Annotated in this window: 12 protein-coding genes; 7 read left to right on the top strand and 5 right to left on the bottom strand. The window is 61.5% G+C overall.

Going from position 1 to position 14,163, the window contains the following annotated elements:
• Nucleotides 1-4: 4 nt before the first annotated feature.
• From hslV to AB4Z35_RS03650, 4 genes are all read right to left on the bottom strand, one after another.
• Complete coding sequence (gene hslV / locus AB4Z35_RS03665; protein WP_007975582.1) at nt 5-535, bottom strand: ATP-dependent protease subunit HslV; 531 nt, start codon at nt 533-535, stop codon at nt 5-7.
• Nucleotides 536-770: 235 nt separating this feature from the next.
• Nucleotides 771-1,484, bottom strand: a complete 714-nt coding sequence (locus AB4Z35_RS03660; protein ID WP_007999206.1) for an SPOR domain-containing protein — start codon at nt 1,482-1,484, stop codon at nt 771-773.
• 1 nt (nt 1,485) lies between these two features.
• Nucleotides 1,486-3,222, bottom strand: coding sequence for an arginine--tRNA ligase (argS, locus tag AB4Z35_RS03655; RefSeq protein ID WP_442096061.1), 1,737 nt, complete (start codon nt 3,220-3,222; stop codon nt 1,486-1,488).
• 238 nt (nt 3,223-3,460) lie between these two features.
• Entirely contained in the window at nt 3,461-5,680 is a 2,220-nt protein-coding gene (locus AB4Z35_RS03650; RefSeq protein ID WP_442096060.1) for a primosomal protein N', read from the bottom strand.
• Nucleotides 5,681-5,966: 286 nt separating this feature from the next.
• Here AB4Z35_RS03650 and rpmE point away from each other — a divergent pair, with 286 nt between their 5' ends.
• The 3 genes from rpmE (at nt 5,967) to AB4Z35_RS03635 (ending at nt 8,460) form a co-directional block, all read left to right on the top strand.
• Nucleotides 5,967-6,185, top strand: a complete 219-nt coding sequence (gene rpmE, locus AB4Z35_RS03645; RefSeq protein ID WP_007975586.1) for a 50S ribosomal protein L31 — start codon at nt 5,967-5,969, stop codon at nt 6,183-6,185.
• 35 nt (nt 6,186-6,220) lie between these two features.
• Complete coding sequence (locus tag AB4Z35_RS03640) at nt 6,221-7,009, top strand: thermonuclease family protein (RefSeq protein ID WP_442096059.1); 789 nt, start codon at nt 6,221-6,223, stop codon at nt 7,007-7,009.
• A gap of 182 nt (nt 7,010-7,191) precedes the next feature.
• A complete protein-coding gene (locus tag AB4Z35_RS03635; RefSeq protein ID WP_442096058.1) occupies nt 7,192-8,460 on the top strand; it encodes a malic enzyme-like NAD(P)-binding protein in 1,269 nt (422 codons plus the stop codon).
• 266 nt (nt 8,461-8,726) lie between these two features.
• On the opposite strand, the gene AB4Z35_RS03630 is transcribed toward AB4Z35_RS03635, so the two are convergent.
• A complete protein-coding gene (locus tag AB4Z35_RS03630) occupies nt 8,727-11,165 on the bottom strand; it encodes a penicillin-binding protein 1A (RefSeq protein WP_442096128.1) in 2,439 nt (812 codons plus the stop codon).
• 218 nt (nt 11,166-11,383) lie between these two features.
• Between AB4Z35_RS03630 and AB4Z35_RS03625 the strand changes: the two genes are divergently transcribed.
• The 4 genes from AB4Z35_RS03625 to AB4Z35_RS03610 are packed head-to-tail and all read left to right on the top strand — an operon-like array spanning nt 11,384 to nt 14,158.
• On the top strand, nt 11,384-12,448 hold the full coding sequence (locus tag AB4Z35_RS03625; protein WP_442096057.1) for a pilus assembly protein PilM: 1,065 nt from the start codon (nt 11,384-11,386) through the stop codon (nt 12,446-12,448).
• A complete protein-coding gene (locus tag AB4Z35_RS03620; protein WP_442096056.1) occupies nt 12,448-13,014 on the top strand; it encodes a PilN domain-containing protein in 567 nt (188 codons plus the stop codon). Before AB4Z35_RS03625 ends, AB4Z35_RS03620 begins: the two co-directional genes overlap by 1 nt.
• Entirely contained in the window at nt 13,011-13,634 is a 624-nt protein-coding gene (pilO, locus tag AB4Z35_RS03615; RefSeq protein WP_442096055.1) for a type 4a pilus biogenesis protein PilO, read from the top strand. Before AB4Z35_RS03620 ends, pilO begins: the two co-directional genes overlap by 4 nt.
• Nucleotides 13,631-14,158 carry a pilus assembly protein PilP gene (locus AB4Z35_RS03610; RefSeq protein ID WP_442096054.1) on the top strand — a complete coding sequence of 176 codons (528 nt, stop codon included), beginning with the start codon at nt 13,631-13,633 and terminating at the stop codon, nt 14,156-14,158. The genes pilO and AB4Z35_RS03610 overlap by 4 nt, the downstream gene beginning before the upstream one ends.
• The last annotated feature ends 5 nt before the right edge of the window (nt 14,159-14,163 follow it).

Genomic DNA, 14,163 nt, shown 5'->3' with positions numbered 1-14,163 from the left:
GGACTTACTCGGCGCAGTCCTGCTCCTCAATGGTCTGGGTGTGGTTGGTGAATACACAGATGTCGCCGGCGATGCCGAGAGCGGTTTCGACGATTTCCCGGGCCGACAGGTCGGTCTTTTTCAGCAGTGCGCTGGCGGCGGCCTGGGCGTAGGCGCCACCGGAACCCATGGCGATCAGGCCGTCTTCCGGTTCAACCACATCACCGTTGCCGGTGATGATCAGGGAGGCGTCTTTGTTGGCGACCGCAAGCATGGCTTCGAGACGGCTCAGGGAGCGGTCGGTGCGCCATTCTTTGGCGAGTTCGACAGCGGCGCGCACCAGGTGACCCTGGTGTTTTTCAAGCTGGCCTTCGAAACGTTCGAAGAGGGTAAAGGCGTCAGCGGTAGCGCCGGCAAACCCGGCGATGACCTGGCCGTGGTACAGGCGACGAACTTTTTTCGCGTTGCCTTTCATCACGGTATTGCCGAGGGAAACCTGGCCGTCGCCGCCCATGACGACTTTGCCGTGGCGGCGAACTGAAACGATGGTGGTCAAGGGAAGAGTCTCCACGCAGCGGGGCGAAAATGCCTTATGCCCATTCATATGGGGGTGGTGGAGTGGATTTCAACTGCGTAGCGGAAGAGGGGACGGGCGGCGTGTTACAAATGGGGATATGTGGTGTTGGATATGACGCCATCGCGAGCAAGCCCGCTCCCACAGGGTTAGCGTAAAACCTTGTGGGAGCGGGCTTGCTCGCGAAGAACGATGACGCGGTGCCTGTGGCAGTCGATCAGCGGCTCTGGCGTTGTTGTAACAACAGATTGCTGAAGCCCGCGCCGGCCAGTTGTTTCTGGGCGGTGGTCAGTTGTTCGCGGTTGCTGAACGGACCGACCAGCACCCGATACCAGGTTTCGTCCTTCACCGTGCCGGACTCGACCGAGACAGCCTGACCCAGCAGGATGATCTGCGCCCGCACCTTGTCCGCATCGGTTTCTTTGCGGAACGAACCGGCCTGCAGGAAAAATTTCGTCACAGGCGCAGCCTTGACCGGTGGTGCTGGCGGAGGCGTGATCCCGGCCAGGGCTGCCTGGGCGCGAGCCGTGTCGATCTTCGCCGCTTCGGCCGGGGTGACCGGCGTTGTCGGGATGGCCGGCACTTGCGGCGTCGGCAGGGTTTTTTCCGGCACGGCATCCGGCGGCACGATGACTTCCGATTCCGGCAGCAAGGTGTAGAAGTCGTACTTCGGCTTCACCGGTTGCGTCGGGCTTGGCGGGGTCTTGTTGGCCTCGGCGATCTTGCTGGCTTTCTGCTGTTGCTGTTGCTCGACTTTTTCACGCTTGACCGTGTCGCTGCCCTTGCCCGGTTCCAGCTTCATCAGGAATACGATGAACGCGCCGACCGTCAGGCCGATGGCCATCCACAGCCAGCCCGGGATCGGTTGCTTTGCAGGAGCTTGGTAACGGCTGGCGCCACGCTTGGGTGCAGGTTTTTTCTTGGCAGCCAACTTACATACGCTCCAGAGTTTCCAGGCCCAAGAGTTCCAGGCCTTGCTTGAGGGTGCGCCCGGTCAGCGCGGCGAGGCGCAGGCGGCTCTGCATCTGTGCCGGGGTATCGGCGGCGAGGATCGGGCAGTTCTCGTAGAAGCTGGAGAACAGGCCGGCGACGTCGTACAGGTAAGTGCAGAGGATGTGCGGGGTGCCTTTTTCGGACACGTTGTTCAGGATTTCGCCAAACTGCGCCAGTTTCGCTGCCAGCTCATGTTCATGCGCCGCTTCGAGGACGATTTGTCCTTCCACTTCGCTGAAGTCCTTGCCGAGTTTGCGGAACACGCCGGCCACGCGGGTGTAGGCGTACAGCAGGTACGGCGCGGTGTTGCCTTCGAAGTTGAGCATCAGGTCGAAGTTGAAGCTGTAGTCGCTGGTGCGGTGCTTGGACAGGTCGGCGTATTTCACTGCACCGATGCCCACCACCTTGGCGATGTTGCGCAGCTCGGTATCGGCCAGCTCCGGGTTCTTGTCCTTGACCAGGGTGTAGGCGCGCTCCTGGGCTTCGGTCAGCAGGTCGATCAGCTTCACGGTGCCGCCATCACGGGTCTTGAACGGACGGCCGTCAGCGCCGTTCATGGTGCCGAAGCCCATGTGCTCCATTTCCATCGGATGGGTCACGAAGCCGGCCTTGCGCGCTACGGCGAACACTTGCTGGAAGTGCAGGGCCTGGCGCTGGTCGACGAAGTACAGCGCGCGATCGGCCTTGAGCTTGCCGCTGCGGTAGCGCACGGCGGCCAGATCGGTGGTGGCGTAGAGGTAGCCGCCGTCAGCCTTGACGATGATCACCGGCAGCGGGTCGCCGTCGGCGTTCTTGAACTCGTCGAGGAACACGCACTGGGCGCCGTTGCTCTCGACCAGCATGCCCGCCGCCTTCAAGTCGTTGACCACGTTGATCAGGTCGTCGTTGTAGGCGCTTTCGCCCATCACGTCGGCCATGGTCAGTTTGACGTTGAGCAGTTCGTAGATCTTCTGGCAGTGGGACAGCGAGATATCCTTGAACTTGGTCCACAACGCCAGGCAGTCGGCATCGCCGGCCTGTAACTTCACCACCAGGCCACGGGCGCGGTCGGCGAACTCTTCGGATTCGTCGAAGCGTTGCTTGGCGGCGCGGTAGAAGTTCTCCAGGTCCGACAACTCGTCGCTGGTGATCGGGTTTTCCTGCAGATAAGCCATCAGCATGCCGAACTGGGTGCCCCAGTCGCCGACGTGGTTCTGACGGATAACGGTGTCGCCGAGGAATTCCAGCACGCGGGCCACGCCGTCGCCGATGATGGTCGAGCGCAGGTGGCCGACGTGCATCTCTTTGGCCAGGTTCGGTGCCGACAGGTCAACCACAGTGCGCTGCACCGGGCCGGCCTTGCGTACGCCGATTTTGGCGTCGGCCAGGGCCGCGTCCAGGCGCGAAGCCAGGGCATCGGTGTTCTGGAAGAAGTTCAGGAAGCCAGGGCCGGCGATTTCGGTCTTGGAGATGTTTTCGTCAGCCGGCAGCGCGGCAATGATTTTTTCCGCCAGGTCGCGCGGCTTCATGCCCGCAGGCTTGGCCAGCATCATGGCGATGTTGCTGGCGAAGTCGCCGTTCTTCTTGTCGCGGGAGTTTTCCACCTGGATCGCCGGCGACAGGCCTTCAGGCAACACACCTTCGTTGACGAGTTGGGTGATGGCTTGTTGGATCAGCTGGCGAATGGTGTCTTTCATGGTCTTCTCTTTCGACCGCAGGCGCGGCGGCGCATCATGCGCTGGTGGAAAAACTGGGCATTATCCGTTGCGAAGACGGGCTTGCCAACTATAGCGGGCAGGTTATGGATGTGTGGTGACAATTAGGGCCCCTTCGCGAGCAAGCCCGCTCCCACATCGAATCTGCGGTGTTCATATCTTATGTGTCTGACACAAAACTCATGTGGGAGCGGGCTTGCTCGCGAAAGCGATCTCAAAATCAATATAGATCTACGGGATCTACATCCAAAGACCAGCGCACCGCCCGCCCGCTCGGCATCTGCTCCAGCACCAACAACCAGCTGGCAAGCAATCGATGCAACGGTGCCCGCGCCGTAGCCTGCAACAACAACTGCGCACGATAGCGCCCGGCCCGGCGCTCCATCGGCGCCGGCACCGGTCCCAGCAATTCAATGCCGGTCAGATTCTGCTCGGCCAGCAAACGTTCGGCCTCGCTGCACGCCTCATCGAGGAAGCCTTCGGCCTGGCCCGGTTTGTGCGCCTCGGCCCGCAACAGCGCCAGGTGCGCAAACGGCGGCAACCCGGCCGCACGGCGTTCGCTCAAAGCCTGCTCGGCGAAGGCGAAGTAGCCTTGCTCGGTCAGTTGCACCAGCAGCGGATGGTCGGCCAGGTGCGTCTGGATAATCACTTTGCCCGGCTCTTCGGCGCGACCTGCGCGGCCGGCGACCTGGACGATCAGCTGCGCCATGCGCTCGCTGGCACGGAAGTCACCTGAGAACAGGCCGCCGTCGGCGTCGAGGATCGACACCAGCGTCACCCGTGGAAAGTGGTGGCCTTTGGCAAGCATTTGCGTGCCAATCAAAATGCATGGCTGACCTTTTTGAATGGTCGCGAACAACTGGTTCATCGCGTCCTTGCGCGACGTGCTGTCGCGGTCGACCCGCAGTACCGGATAGTCCGGGAACAGGATCGCCAGGCGTTCCTCGGCCCGTTCGGTGCCGGCGCCCACGGGGCGCAAATCGACCTTGTTGCACTTCGGGCACTGGCGCGGCACGCGTTCGACGTAGCCGCAATGGTGGCAGCGCAATTCTCCGTAACGCTGATGCACGGTCATTCGCGCATCGCAGCGCTGGCACTCGGACATCCAGCCACAGTCATGGCAAAGCAGGGTCGGGGCGAAGCCGCGGCGGTTGAGGAACACCAGTACCTGCTGCCCGGCGGCCAGGGTCTGGCCGATGGCTTGTTGCATGGGGCCGGAAATGCCGCTGTCCAGCGGGCGGCTTTTGACGTCCAGTCGCAGGAAACGCGGCTGTTTGGCCCCGCCGGCGCGCTCGTTCAAGCGCAGCAGCCCGTAGCGGCCGGTGTAGGCGTTGTGCAGGCTTTCCAGCGAAGGGGTGGCGGAGCCGAGGACAATCGGGATGTTTTCCTGTCGCGCTCGCACTAGCGCCAGATCGCGGGCGTGGTAGCGCAAACCTTCCTGCTGTTTATAGGAGCCGTCGTGCTCTTCGTCGATGATGATCAGGCCGGGGTTTTTCATCGGTGTGAACAGGGCCGAGCGGGTGCCGATAATAATGTCGGCCTCACCGTCCCGGGCGGCCAGCCAGGCATCGAGGCGTTCGCGGTCATTGACCGCCGAATGGATCAACGCGATGCGGGCATTGAAACGCTGCTCGAAGCGCGCCAGGGTCTGCGGGCCGAGGTTGATTTCCGGGATCAACACCAGTGCCTGCTTGCCGGCCTCAAGGGTTTCGCGGATCAACTGCAAATAGACTTCGGTCTTGCCGCTGCCGGTGACGCCGGCCAGCAGGAACGCGTGGTAACTGTCGAAGCCGGCGCGAATTGCCTCATAGGCGGCACGTTGCTCCGGGTTCAGTGGCAGTTCCGGTTGCGCCAGCCAGTGTTCGTGGCGTGCACCGGGGGCGTGGCGACGGATCTCGACCTGCACCAGCTCCTTGGCCAGCAGCAAATCCAGGCTGTCCTTGCTCAGCATCAGTTTGCTGAGCAATTGATGGGCGACGCCGTGGGGATGCTGGGCCAGCGTGGCCAGGGCTTCGCGCTGGCGCGGGGCGCGGGCGATGCGCGGATCATCGAGGCTGGCGCCCGGCGCGGCGGACCAGAAACGTTCCTGGCGCGCTTCGGCCAGCTCACCCTGGCGCAGCAGCACCGGCAGCGCCCAGCTCAAGGTGTCGCCGAGGCTGTGCTGATAATACTGGGACGTCCACAGGCACAGCTTGAACAGCGCGGGCGGAAGCGGTGGCGTGGCATCAAGTAGGGCCAGGGCCGGCTTGAGTTTCTCGGCCGGCACTTCGCTGGTGCTGGTGACTTCCACCAGAATCCCGATCATCTCGCGCCGGCCGAACGGCACCCGCAAGCGCATGCCGGGGTGCAACTGGGCGCGCAGGACGCCGGCCGGAGCACGGTAATCGAACAGGCGGCGCAGCGGCGAAGGCAGGGCGAGGCGCAGAATGGCGTCGGGCACGCGGGGATCTCGATCAGCGGAAGATAAAAGCGGGTTGCATGCCCCCTGTGGGAGCGAGCTTGCTCGCGATAGCGCCGTGTCAGGCAACATATATGCTGACTGACACACCCTCATCGCGAGCAAGCTCGCTCCCACAGGGATCGCGTATTGGGCCGGGAGCCTAGCAGACGACTGGTTTGAGGGACAGCTTGCGTGAACGGGATTGTCTGGTAGAATCCGCGGCCTAATTACGTGCGGTATTCAACAATAGTGTTGGGTGGCGGCACGCTAGCCCGAGGAAAACACCATGAAAGCTGATATCCATCCAGAATACCCGGCAGTTGCTGTTACCTGCAGCTGCGGCAACAAGTTCGAAACCCGTTCGACCTTCGGCAAAGCCCTGGCGATCGACGTTTGCAACGAATGCCACCCGTTCTACACCGGTAAGCAGAAGACTCTGGACACCGGTGGTCGCGTTCAGAAGTTCGCCGACCGTTTCGGTGCTTTCGGCGCGAAAAAGGCCTAAGGCCGATCAACTTGGAAAGCCGCTGCGGTTTTTCCATGCTGATGAAAAAGGCGTCCCTTGCGGGCGCCTTTTTTGTGTCCGCGATCTGGCTTTCCGCCGCCCAGGCCTTTTGCCCGGCCCCCGGCGACCTGGCCAAGGTTGCGGTGCAGCGAGTCGTGGATGGTGACACCCTGCGCCTGAACGATGGCCGCAGCGTGCGCATGATCGGCTTGAACACGCCGGAGCTGGGCAAGAAGGGCCGCTCCGACGAGCCGTTCGCCGTGGCGGCGCGCAAGCGACTCGAAGCCCTGGTGGCGGCGAGCGACGGGCAAGTCGGTTTGCTGCCAGGCAAAGAAAGCAAAGACCATTACGGCCGCACCCTGGCCCATGTCTATGGCGCCGATGGCGCCAACTTCGAAGCGCAAATGCTCGCCGAAGGCCTGGGTTTTCAAGTGGCCGTGGCACCGAATGTCGATCTGGTCGCCTGTCAGCAAGCGGCGGAACGCAGCGCTCGACAAGCCGGGCTCGGGTTGTGGCGCCAGTCACCTGTACTGAAAGCGGAGCAGATCACTAACTCCGGTTTTGCCGTGCTTAGCGGTCGTGTGAGCAAGGTGCAACGTAATCGCGGCGGGGTTTGGATCGAGTTGCAGGATTCGGTTGTATTACGCGTTGCACCCAATCTGCTGGCGCGTTTCGATGTGAATTCGCTGGAGAGTCTCAAAGGCAAGCAAGTCGAGGCGCGCGGCTGGGTGCTGGATCGCTCGCGCAAAGGTGGTCTCAAGGAGGGGCAGGCGCGCTGGATGTTACCCTTGACTGATCCGGCGATGCTCCAAGTCGCGCAGTGATAAAAAATTGTAGACATTTTTTCTTTCGATTGTGAACAGTCTATCCCTTATGTTCCGTGGCTCTTGGCCCAAAGTCGTAGGGCGGGGCGCTTGACAGGGGTGACCGGTCAGTCTTGTGGGGACTTTGCGAGGCGCGTATCCTCGCTGACCAGTCTGTCCAACAGTAAAAGCGGAATGCCAAAATGTCTGATCTGAAAACTGCCGCTCTCGAATATCATGCCAATCCTCGTCCAGGGAAGCTGAGTGTCGAGCTCACCAAGGCCACTGCTACCGCTCGCGACCTGTCGCTGGCCTACAGCCCGGGCGTAGCCGAACCAGTACGCGAGATCGCCCGCGATCCTGAGCTGGCCTACAAGTACACCGGCAAAGGCAACCTGGTTGCAGTCATTTCCGATGGCACCGCGATTCTCGGCCTGGGTAACCTCGGCCCATTGGCTTCCAAGCCAGTGATGGAAGGTAAAGGCGTGCTGTTCAAGCGCTTCGCCGGCATCGACGTTTTCGACATCGAAGTCGACTCCGAAAGCCCGCAAGCCTTCATCGATACCGTCAAGCGCATCTCCATCACCTTCGGTGGCATCAACCTGGAAGACATCAAGGCACCCGAGTGCTTTGAAATCGAACGCGCTCTGATCGAGCAGTGCGATATTCCGGTATTCCATGATGACCAGCACGGCACCGCGATCGTGACCGCCGCCGGCATGATCAACGCCCTGGAAATCGCTGGCAAAACCCTGCCGGAAGCCAAGATCGTCTGCCTGGGTGCCGGTGCTGCCGCCATCTCCTGCATGAAGTTGCTGGTGAGCATGGGTGCCAACATCGAAAACATCTACATGGTCGACCGTACCGGCGTGATCCACTCCGGCCGTGACGACCTGAACCAGTACAAGGCTGTGTTCGCTCATGCGACCGACAAGCGCACCCTGGCTGACGCCCTGCAAGGCGCTGACGTGTTCGTAGGCCTGTCCGGCCCGAACCTGCTGAGCCCTGAAGGCCTGCTGTCCATGGCGGCCAACCCGATCGTGTTCGCGTGCTCCAACCCTGATCCGGAAATCTCCCCGGAGCTGGCACACGCCACCCGTAACGACGTGATCATGGCCACCGGTCGTTCCGACTACCCGAACCAGGTCAACAACGTACTGGGCTTCCCGTTCATCTTCCGTGGTGCCCTGGACGTTCGCGCCAAGCGCATCAACGAAGAAATGAAAGTGGCTGCGGCCAACGCCCTGCGTGAACTGGCCAAGCTGCCAGTGCCTCAGGAAGTGTGCGACGCCTACGGCGGCATCAAGCTGGAGTTCGGCCGTGAGTACATCATTCCGAAGCCAATGGATGCCCGCCTGATCACCCTGATCTCCGATGCCGTGGCTAAAGCCGCCATCGAGACCGGTGTGGCGACCCTGCCGTATCCGAAGAACTACCCGCTGAAAAGCGTGGATGACGTGTTCAACGGCTAAGCCGTTGTAGCGCTTCAACGAAAAGCCCCGGCTTGTGAGAGTCGGGGCTTTTTTGTGCCTGACAGTTTTGTGCCACCTGTCAGGGCCTCTTCGCGAGCAAGCTCGCTCCCACAGTGGGCGATGGTGTACATCGAATTTATGTACGCCGCTGATTCCTGTGGGAGCGGGCTTGCTCGCGAAGAGGCCGGACCAGACAACATCAAAACCGGCAGGCAAAAAAAGCCCCGCACTTCTTTCGAAGGCGGGGCTTTTCAATATTGCTGCTATCAGAACAAATCGATCGGCGCCGCTTCGTCCGCCGGCAGCGGGCTGCCCGGTACTGTGCCGTTGCCTAACTCATTGACCGACGGTGGCGTATCTTCGGCCTTGAACAGCTCGAAGTAGGCCCCTGGCGTGCCCGGGCTGGCCGCGCGGCCGCTGATCGGGTCGACCCGCAGGCTCAGAAGGCCTTCCGGCTCCGCTTGCGTGTGCGGCGGTTTGCCTTTGAGCGCAGGGCCCATGTAGTTCATCCAGATCGGCAGCGCGACGGTGCCGCCGAACTCCTTGCGGCCCAGGCTTTCCGGTTGATCGAAACCGGTCCACACGGTGGTCACGTAATCGGCGTTGTAACCGGAGAACCAGGCATCCTTGGATTCGTTGGTCGTACCGGTCTTGCCGGCAATGTCCGGGCGGCCCAGGGCCAGTGCGCGGCGACCGGTGCCGAGCTTGATCACGTCCTCAAGCATGCTGTTGAGGATGTACGTGGTGCGCCCGTCAACGACGCGTTCAGCCACGGCGGGTGCTTGTGGCGCCTGCGTGGCGCCCGGGGCTTCGCCTGGCGTTGCGTTGACCGTGAAGGCTTGAGGGGCGGGCACGGCAATGCCATCGCTGGCAGCGCCGCCCTGAGGCACGCTCGGCGGGTTGGCGACGAACAGCGTGTCGCCGTTGCGGCTTTCGATCTTGTCGATGATGTACGGGGTGATCTTGTAGCCGCCGTTGGCGAAGGTGCTCCAGCCGGTGGCGATTTCCATTGGCGTCAGGGTCGCGGTGCCCAGCGCCAGGGACAGGTTGGGTGGCAGGTCCTGTTTGTTGAAGCCGAAGCGAGTGATGTAGTCGATGGTCTTGCCTACGCCCATCGCTTGCAGCAAGCGGATCGACACCAGGTTGCGCGACTTGTACAGCGCTTCACGCAGGCGAATCGGGCCGAGGAAGGTGTTGGTGTCGTTCTTTGGACGCCAGACCTTGTCCAGGTACTCGTCGACGAACACGATCGGCGCGTCGTTCACCAGGCTGGAGGCGGTGTAGCCGCTATCCAGTGCGGCGGCGTAGACAAACGGCTTGAAGCTCGAACCCGGCTGGCGCTTGGCCTGCAATGCGCGGTTGTAGTTGCTCTGCTCGAAGGCGAAACCGCCGACCAGTGCACGAATGGCGCCGTTCTGTGGGTCCAGGGACACCAGCGCGCCCTGGGCCTGCGGGATCTGGCTGAACTTCAGCGAATTGTCCGGCTGGCGCTGCACGCGAATCAGATCGCCGACCTGGGCCACGTCCGATGGTTGTTTCGGGTTGGCACCCAGGCTGTTGGTATTCAGGAACGGCCGGGCCCACTTCATGGTGTCCCAGCTCACGTGCTCCTGGCCGGTGCGGGTCAGCACTTGCAGGCCGTTCTTGTCGACCTGGGTCACGATGGCCGGTTCCAGGCTGCTGATGGTGCGTTGTTTGGTCAGCTCGATTGCCCAGGCTTCGCGAGTCTTGCCCGGCAGCCGCGACTCGGGTCCGCGATAGCCGTGGCGCTGATCGTAGGTCATCAGGCCTTCGTGGACCGCGGTGTTGGCCAGTTCCTGGAGGTCGCTCGGTACCGTGGTGGTGACACGGAAGCCTTCGGTATAGGCGTCGCTGCCATAACGTCCGACCATTTCGGCACGGGCCATTTCGGCGATGTACGGCGCGTTCACTTCCGGGGTCGGCACGTGATAGCTGGCGTTCAGCGGTTCGTTGATCGCCGCGGTGTAATCGGCCTCGGTGATTTTGCCGAGCTTGAACATGCGCCCCAGGATCCAGTCGCGACGCTCCTTGCTGCGCGCCGGGTTGGCCAGCGGGTTGAAGCGCGACGGTGCCTTGGGCAGGCCGGCAATCATCGCCATCTGCGCCAGGCTGACATCGCGGATCGACTTGCCGTAATACACCTGCGCCGCCGCTTCGATGCCATAGGCGCGGTTGCCCAGGTAGATCTTGTTGACGTACAGCTCGAGAATCTCGTCCTTGGTCAGCTGCCGTTCGATCTGCAGGGCCAGCAGGATCTCGGTGGTTTTGCGCGAGAAGCTGCGTTCGCTGCTCAGGAAGAAGTTCTTCGCCACCTGCATGGTGATGGTGCTGCCGCCGGACTGGATGTGTCCACTTTTGACCAGCTGGGTCGCGGCACGCATCAGGCTGCTCGGATCGACGCCGTAGTGGTTGGCGAAATTATCGTCTTCAGCACTTAGTAACGCATTGATGAAATTGGGGGGAATGTCGGCGAAACGGATCGGCGTGCGGCGCATTTCGCCAAATTCTGCGATCAACTTGTTGTCGCTGCTGTAGACCCGCAATGGAATCTGCAACTGGATGCTTCTCAGCGCCTCCACGGACGGTAGGCCGGGACTAAGGTAAAGGTACGCCCCGCTCAGACCCAGAAGGAGTCCGCAGAAAACCGCGACGAAGGACCAACCGAAAAACTTCAGCAGACGAATCAAGGCTTTTGGATATCCAGGGCAAAAATGAATTGGGCAACAGGGTTCAGGCTAAATGAGAACGACCCGCGCTTGAGCAAATGCGGACAAAAAAACGCTGGGCATTATAAGCATTTTTCTGATCGGGAGCGTGGTCGGCGCTGCTGTCAAGACGGGTGGATTGAACGCAATGGACATTGCAGAGTCCGTAACTCACGGAAAGTCATAGGGAATTGGTCGTGCTAGGACTCTTCAACAAAAAATCCGATACGTTCCTGGGAATCGATATCAGCTCCACCTCGGTGAAGCTTCTGGAGTTGAGCCGTCAGGGCGAGCGCTACCGGGTCGAGGCTTATGCGGTCGAGCCGTTGCCGGTCGGCGCGGTGATCGAAAAGAACATCGCTGAGCTCGAAGGCGTGGGGCTGGCCCTCACTCGCGCGCTGGCCAGGGCCAGAACCGGCCTCAAGAGCGTGGCCGTGGCCGTGGCAGGTTCGGCGGTGATCACCAAGACCATCGAGATGGATGCCGGTCTTTCCGAGGATGAGATGGAGAGCCAGCTGAAGATCGAGGCTGATCAGTACATTCCTTATCCCCTGGATGAAGTCGCGATCGACTTTGAAGTCCAGGGCACCTCCGTGCGCCATCCGGAGCGCGTCAACGTGCTGCTCGCCGCTTGTCGCAAGGAAAACGTCGAAGTGCGCGAGGCCGCCCTGGCCCTGGCGGGGCTGACCGCCCGGGTGGTCGATGTCGAGGCCTACGCGCTGGAGCGCTCATTCGGGTTGCTGGCCAGTCGGCTCGCGGTTTCCGGGGAACCTTTGACGGTCGCAGTGGTGGACATCGGCGCCACCATGACCACCCTGAGCGTGCTGCACAACGGGAAGATTATCTACACCCGCGAACAACTGTTCGGCGGCCGGCAGTTGTCCGAAGAAATCCAGCGTCGCTATGGCCTGACGCTGGAGCAGGCGGGGGTGGTGCAAAAGAAGGGCGGCCTGCCGGATGACTATGCCGGTGCGGTCTTGCAGCCATTTCGAGAGGCGCTGGTGCAGCAGGTGTCGCGTTCGTTGCAGTTCTTCTTTGCCTCCGGCCGGTACAGCGCCGTCGACCATGTCTTGCTGGCCGGCGGTACCGCGTCGATCCCGGGGCTGGACCGTTTGATCGAGCAGCAGTTGGGCACGCCGACCCAGGTCGCGAATCCTTTTTCCGAAATGACTCTGGGCAGCAAGGTCAATGGTGCTGCCCTGGCGAGTGATGCCCCGGCGTTGATGATCGCCTGTGGTCTGGCCCTCAGGAGCTTCGACTGATGGCACGGATCAACCTTTTGCCCTGGCGCGAGGAACGGCGTGAAGTTCGCCGCAAGCGCTTCCTGCTGGTCCTGGTGGTCGCAATGGTGGGCACGATGGGCGCGGTGCTGGTCGCGAACCAGGCCATCAGCAGTGCCATCGACCGGCAAGTCGCCCGAAACGATTACATCGGCAAGCAAATCGCCGAGCTCGATGAGCAGATCACACAGATCAATGATCTCAAGGTGCGCCGTCAGCAACTGGTCGAGCGCATGCGCATCATCCAGGACCTGCAAGGCAATCGCCAAATCAGCGGGCGAATATTTGACCAGTTGGCGCGCGCACTGCCCGATGGCGTGTATTTCACCGAAGTGAAAATGACCGCAAAGACCTTGTCCATCACCGGTGCCGCGCAATCCAACAACCGTGTTTCAGACTTGATGCGCAATCTCGAGGCATCAGACTGGTTCGATGCGCCGAGCCTGACCGAAGTCAAGGCCACGGCGGTCGGTCAGGTCGGACAGGCGAACGTCTTCCAGTTGACCGTTCGCCAGACTCAACCCGCAGCACCGGAGGGGGGGAAATGAGTCCAGCCGAATGGTTCGATGAGCTGCGCAAGATCGACATCAATGAGCTGGATACCAGCAACATGGGTTCCTGGCCGCCGGCGATCAAGTTTCTGGTGGTCGGGTTGCTCATGCTTCTGGTGCTGGCCCTGGGCTACAACTTTTCCACTCGCTACCTTGAGAGCCAGCTCGATCTCAAGCGCGAGGAAGAGTCGACGCTTAAGGAGCAGTTCGCTGGCAAAGCCCGCATGGCGGCGAATCTGGATCTCTACACCCAGCAGTTGAAGGAGATGGAGAACTCCTTCGGCATGCTGTTGCGACAACTGCCCAGCGACACCGAAGTGCCCGGCTTGCTGGAAGACATCACTCGTACCGGTCTGGGCAGTGGCCTGGAGTTCAAAGAGATCAAGCTGCTGCCGGAGGTCGCCCAGCCGTTCTACATCGAACTGCCGATCCAGATCACGGTCACCGGGGGTTACCACGACCTGGGCAACTTCGTCAGTGGTGTGGCCGGGTTGCCGCGAATCGTCACCTTGCACGATTTCGACCTTGTCCCCGTCAGCCCCGAAGGTGGTCCGAAACTGCGCTTGAGCATCCTCGCCAAGACCTACCGCTACAACGACAAGGGGCAGCATCAATGAGGCCGGCACGTTGTTTTTCGGCGGTGGTGTTGCTGTCTGCCCTGTCCGGTTGTGGCGCAGGCGATGACTACGACGATCTGGACGCGTACATGAACGAAATGCACCTGCGTGGGCCGGGCAGGATTGAACCAACGCCGGTATTCCGGTCATACCCGACATTCACTTACAACGCGGCGAATCTGCGCAGCCCGTTTTCGCCGCAGATCAGCGCTGATCTGGCGGCCCAGCGCAGGGGTTCACGTAACGTCAAACCTGACCCTGGTCGGGTCAAGCAATACCTCGAAGGATTCAACATCGAGCAGTTTGAAATGGTCGGCACCCTTTCCAATGCAACGGGCTCCTATGCCTTGCTGCGCGGGGCGGGTGGGGTCCATCGGTTGAAAGTCGGCGATTACCTGGGTCGTAACGACGGACGGATCGTTGCGATCAGTGGCTCGCAAGTCGATGTGGTTGAAATTGTCCCTGATGGTCAGGGCGCGTGGCTGGAACGTCCCCGGACCATCCCTTTGAAAGAGCACTCATAGTGGAA

The organism is Pseudomonas sp. KB_15 (assembly GCF_052114525.1).
GTDB lineage: Bacteria > Pseudomonadota > Gammaproteobacteria > Pseudomonadales > Pseudomonadaceae > Aquipseudomonas.
This window is presented reverse-complemented; position numbering and strand designations above follow the sequence as displayed.

Bases quoted from the DNA above. Each gene is read 5' to 3' on its own strand.
- argS (WP_442096061.1), bottom strand. From the start codon at position 3,222: ATGAAAGACACCATTCGCCAGCTGATCCAACAAGCCATCACCCAACTC.
- rpmE (WP_007975586.1), top strand. From the start codon at position 5,967: ATGAAAGCTGATATCCATCCAGAATACCCGGCAGTTGCTGTTACCTGC.
- AB4Z35_RS03640 (WP_442096059.1), top strand. From the start codon at position 6,221: ATGCTGATGAAAAAGGCGTCCCTTGCGGGCGCCTTTTTTGTGTCCGCG.
- AB4Z35_RS03635 (WP_442096058.1), top strand. From the start codon at position 7,192: ATGTCTGATCTGAAAACTGCCGCTCTCGAATATCATGCCAATCCTCGT.
- AB4Z35_RS03620 (WP_442096056.1), top strand. From the start codon at position 12,448: ATGGCACGGATCAACCTTTTGCCCTGGCGCGAGGAACGGCGTGAAGTT.
- pilO (WP_442096055.1), top strand. From the start codon at position 13,011: ATGAGTCCAGCCGAATGGTTCGATGAGCTGCGCAAGATCGACATCAAT.
- AB4Z35_RS03610 (WP_442096054.1), top strand. From the start codon at position 13,631: ATGAGGCCGGCACGTTGTTTTTCGGCGGTGGTGTTGCTGTCTGCCCTG.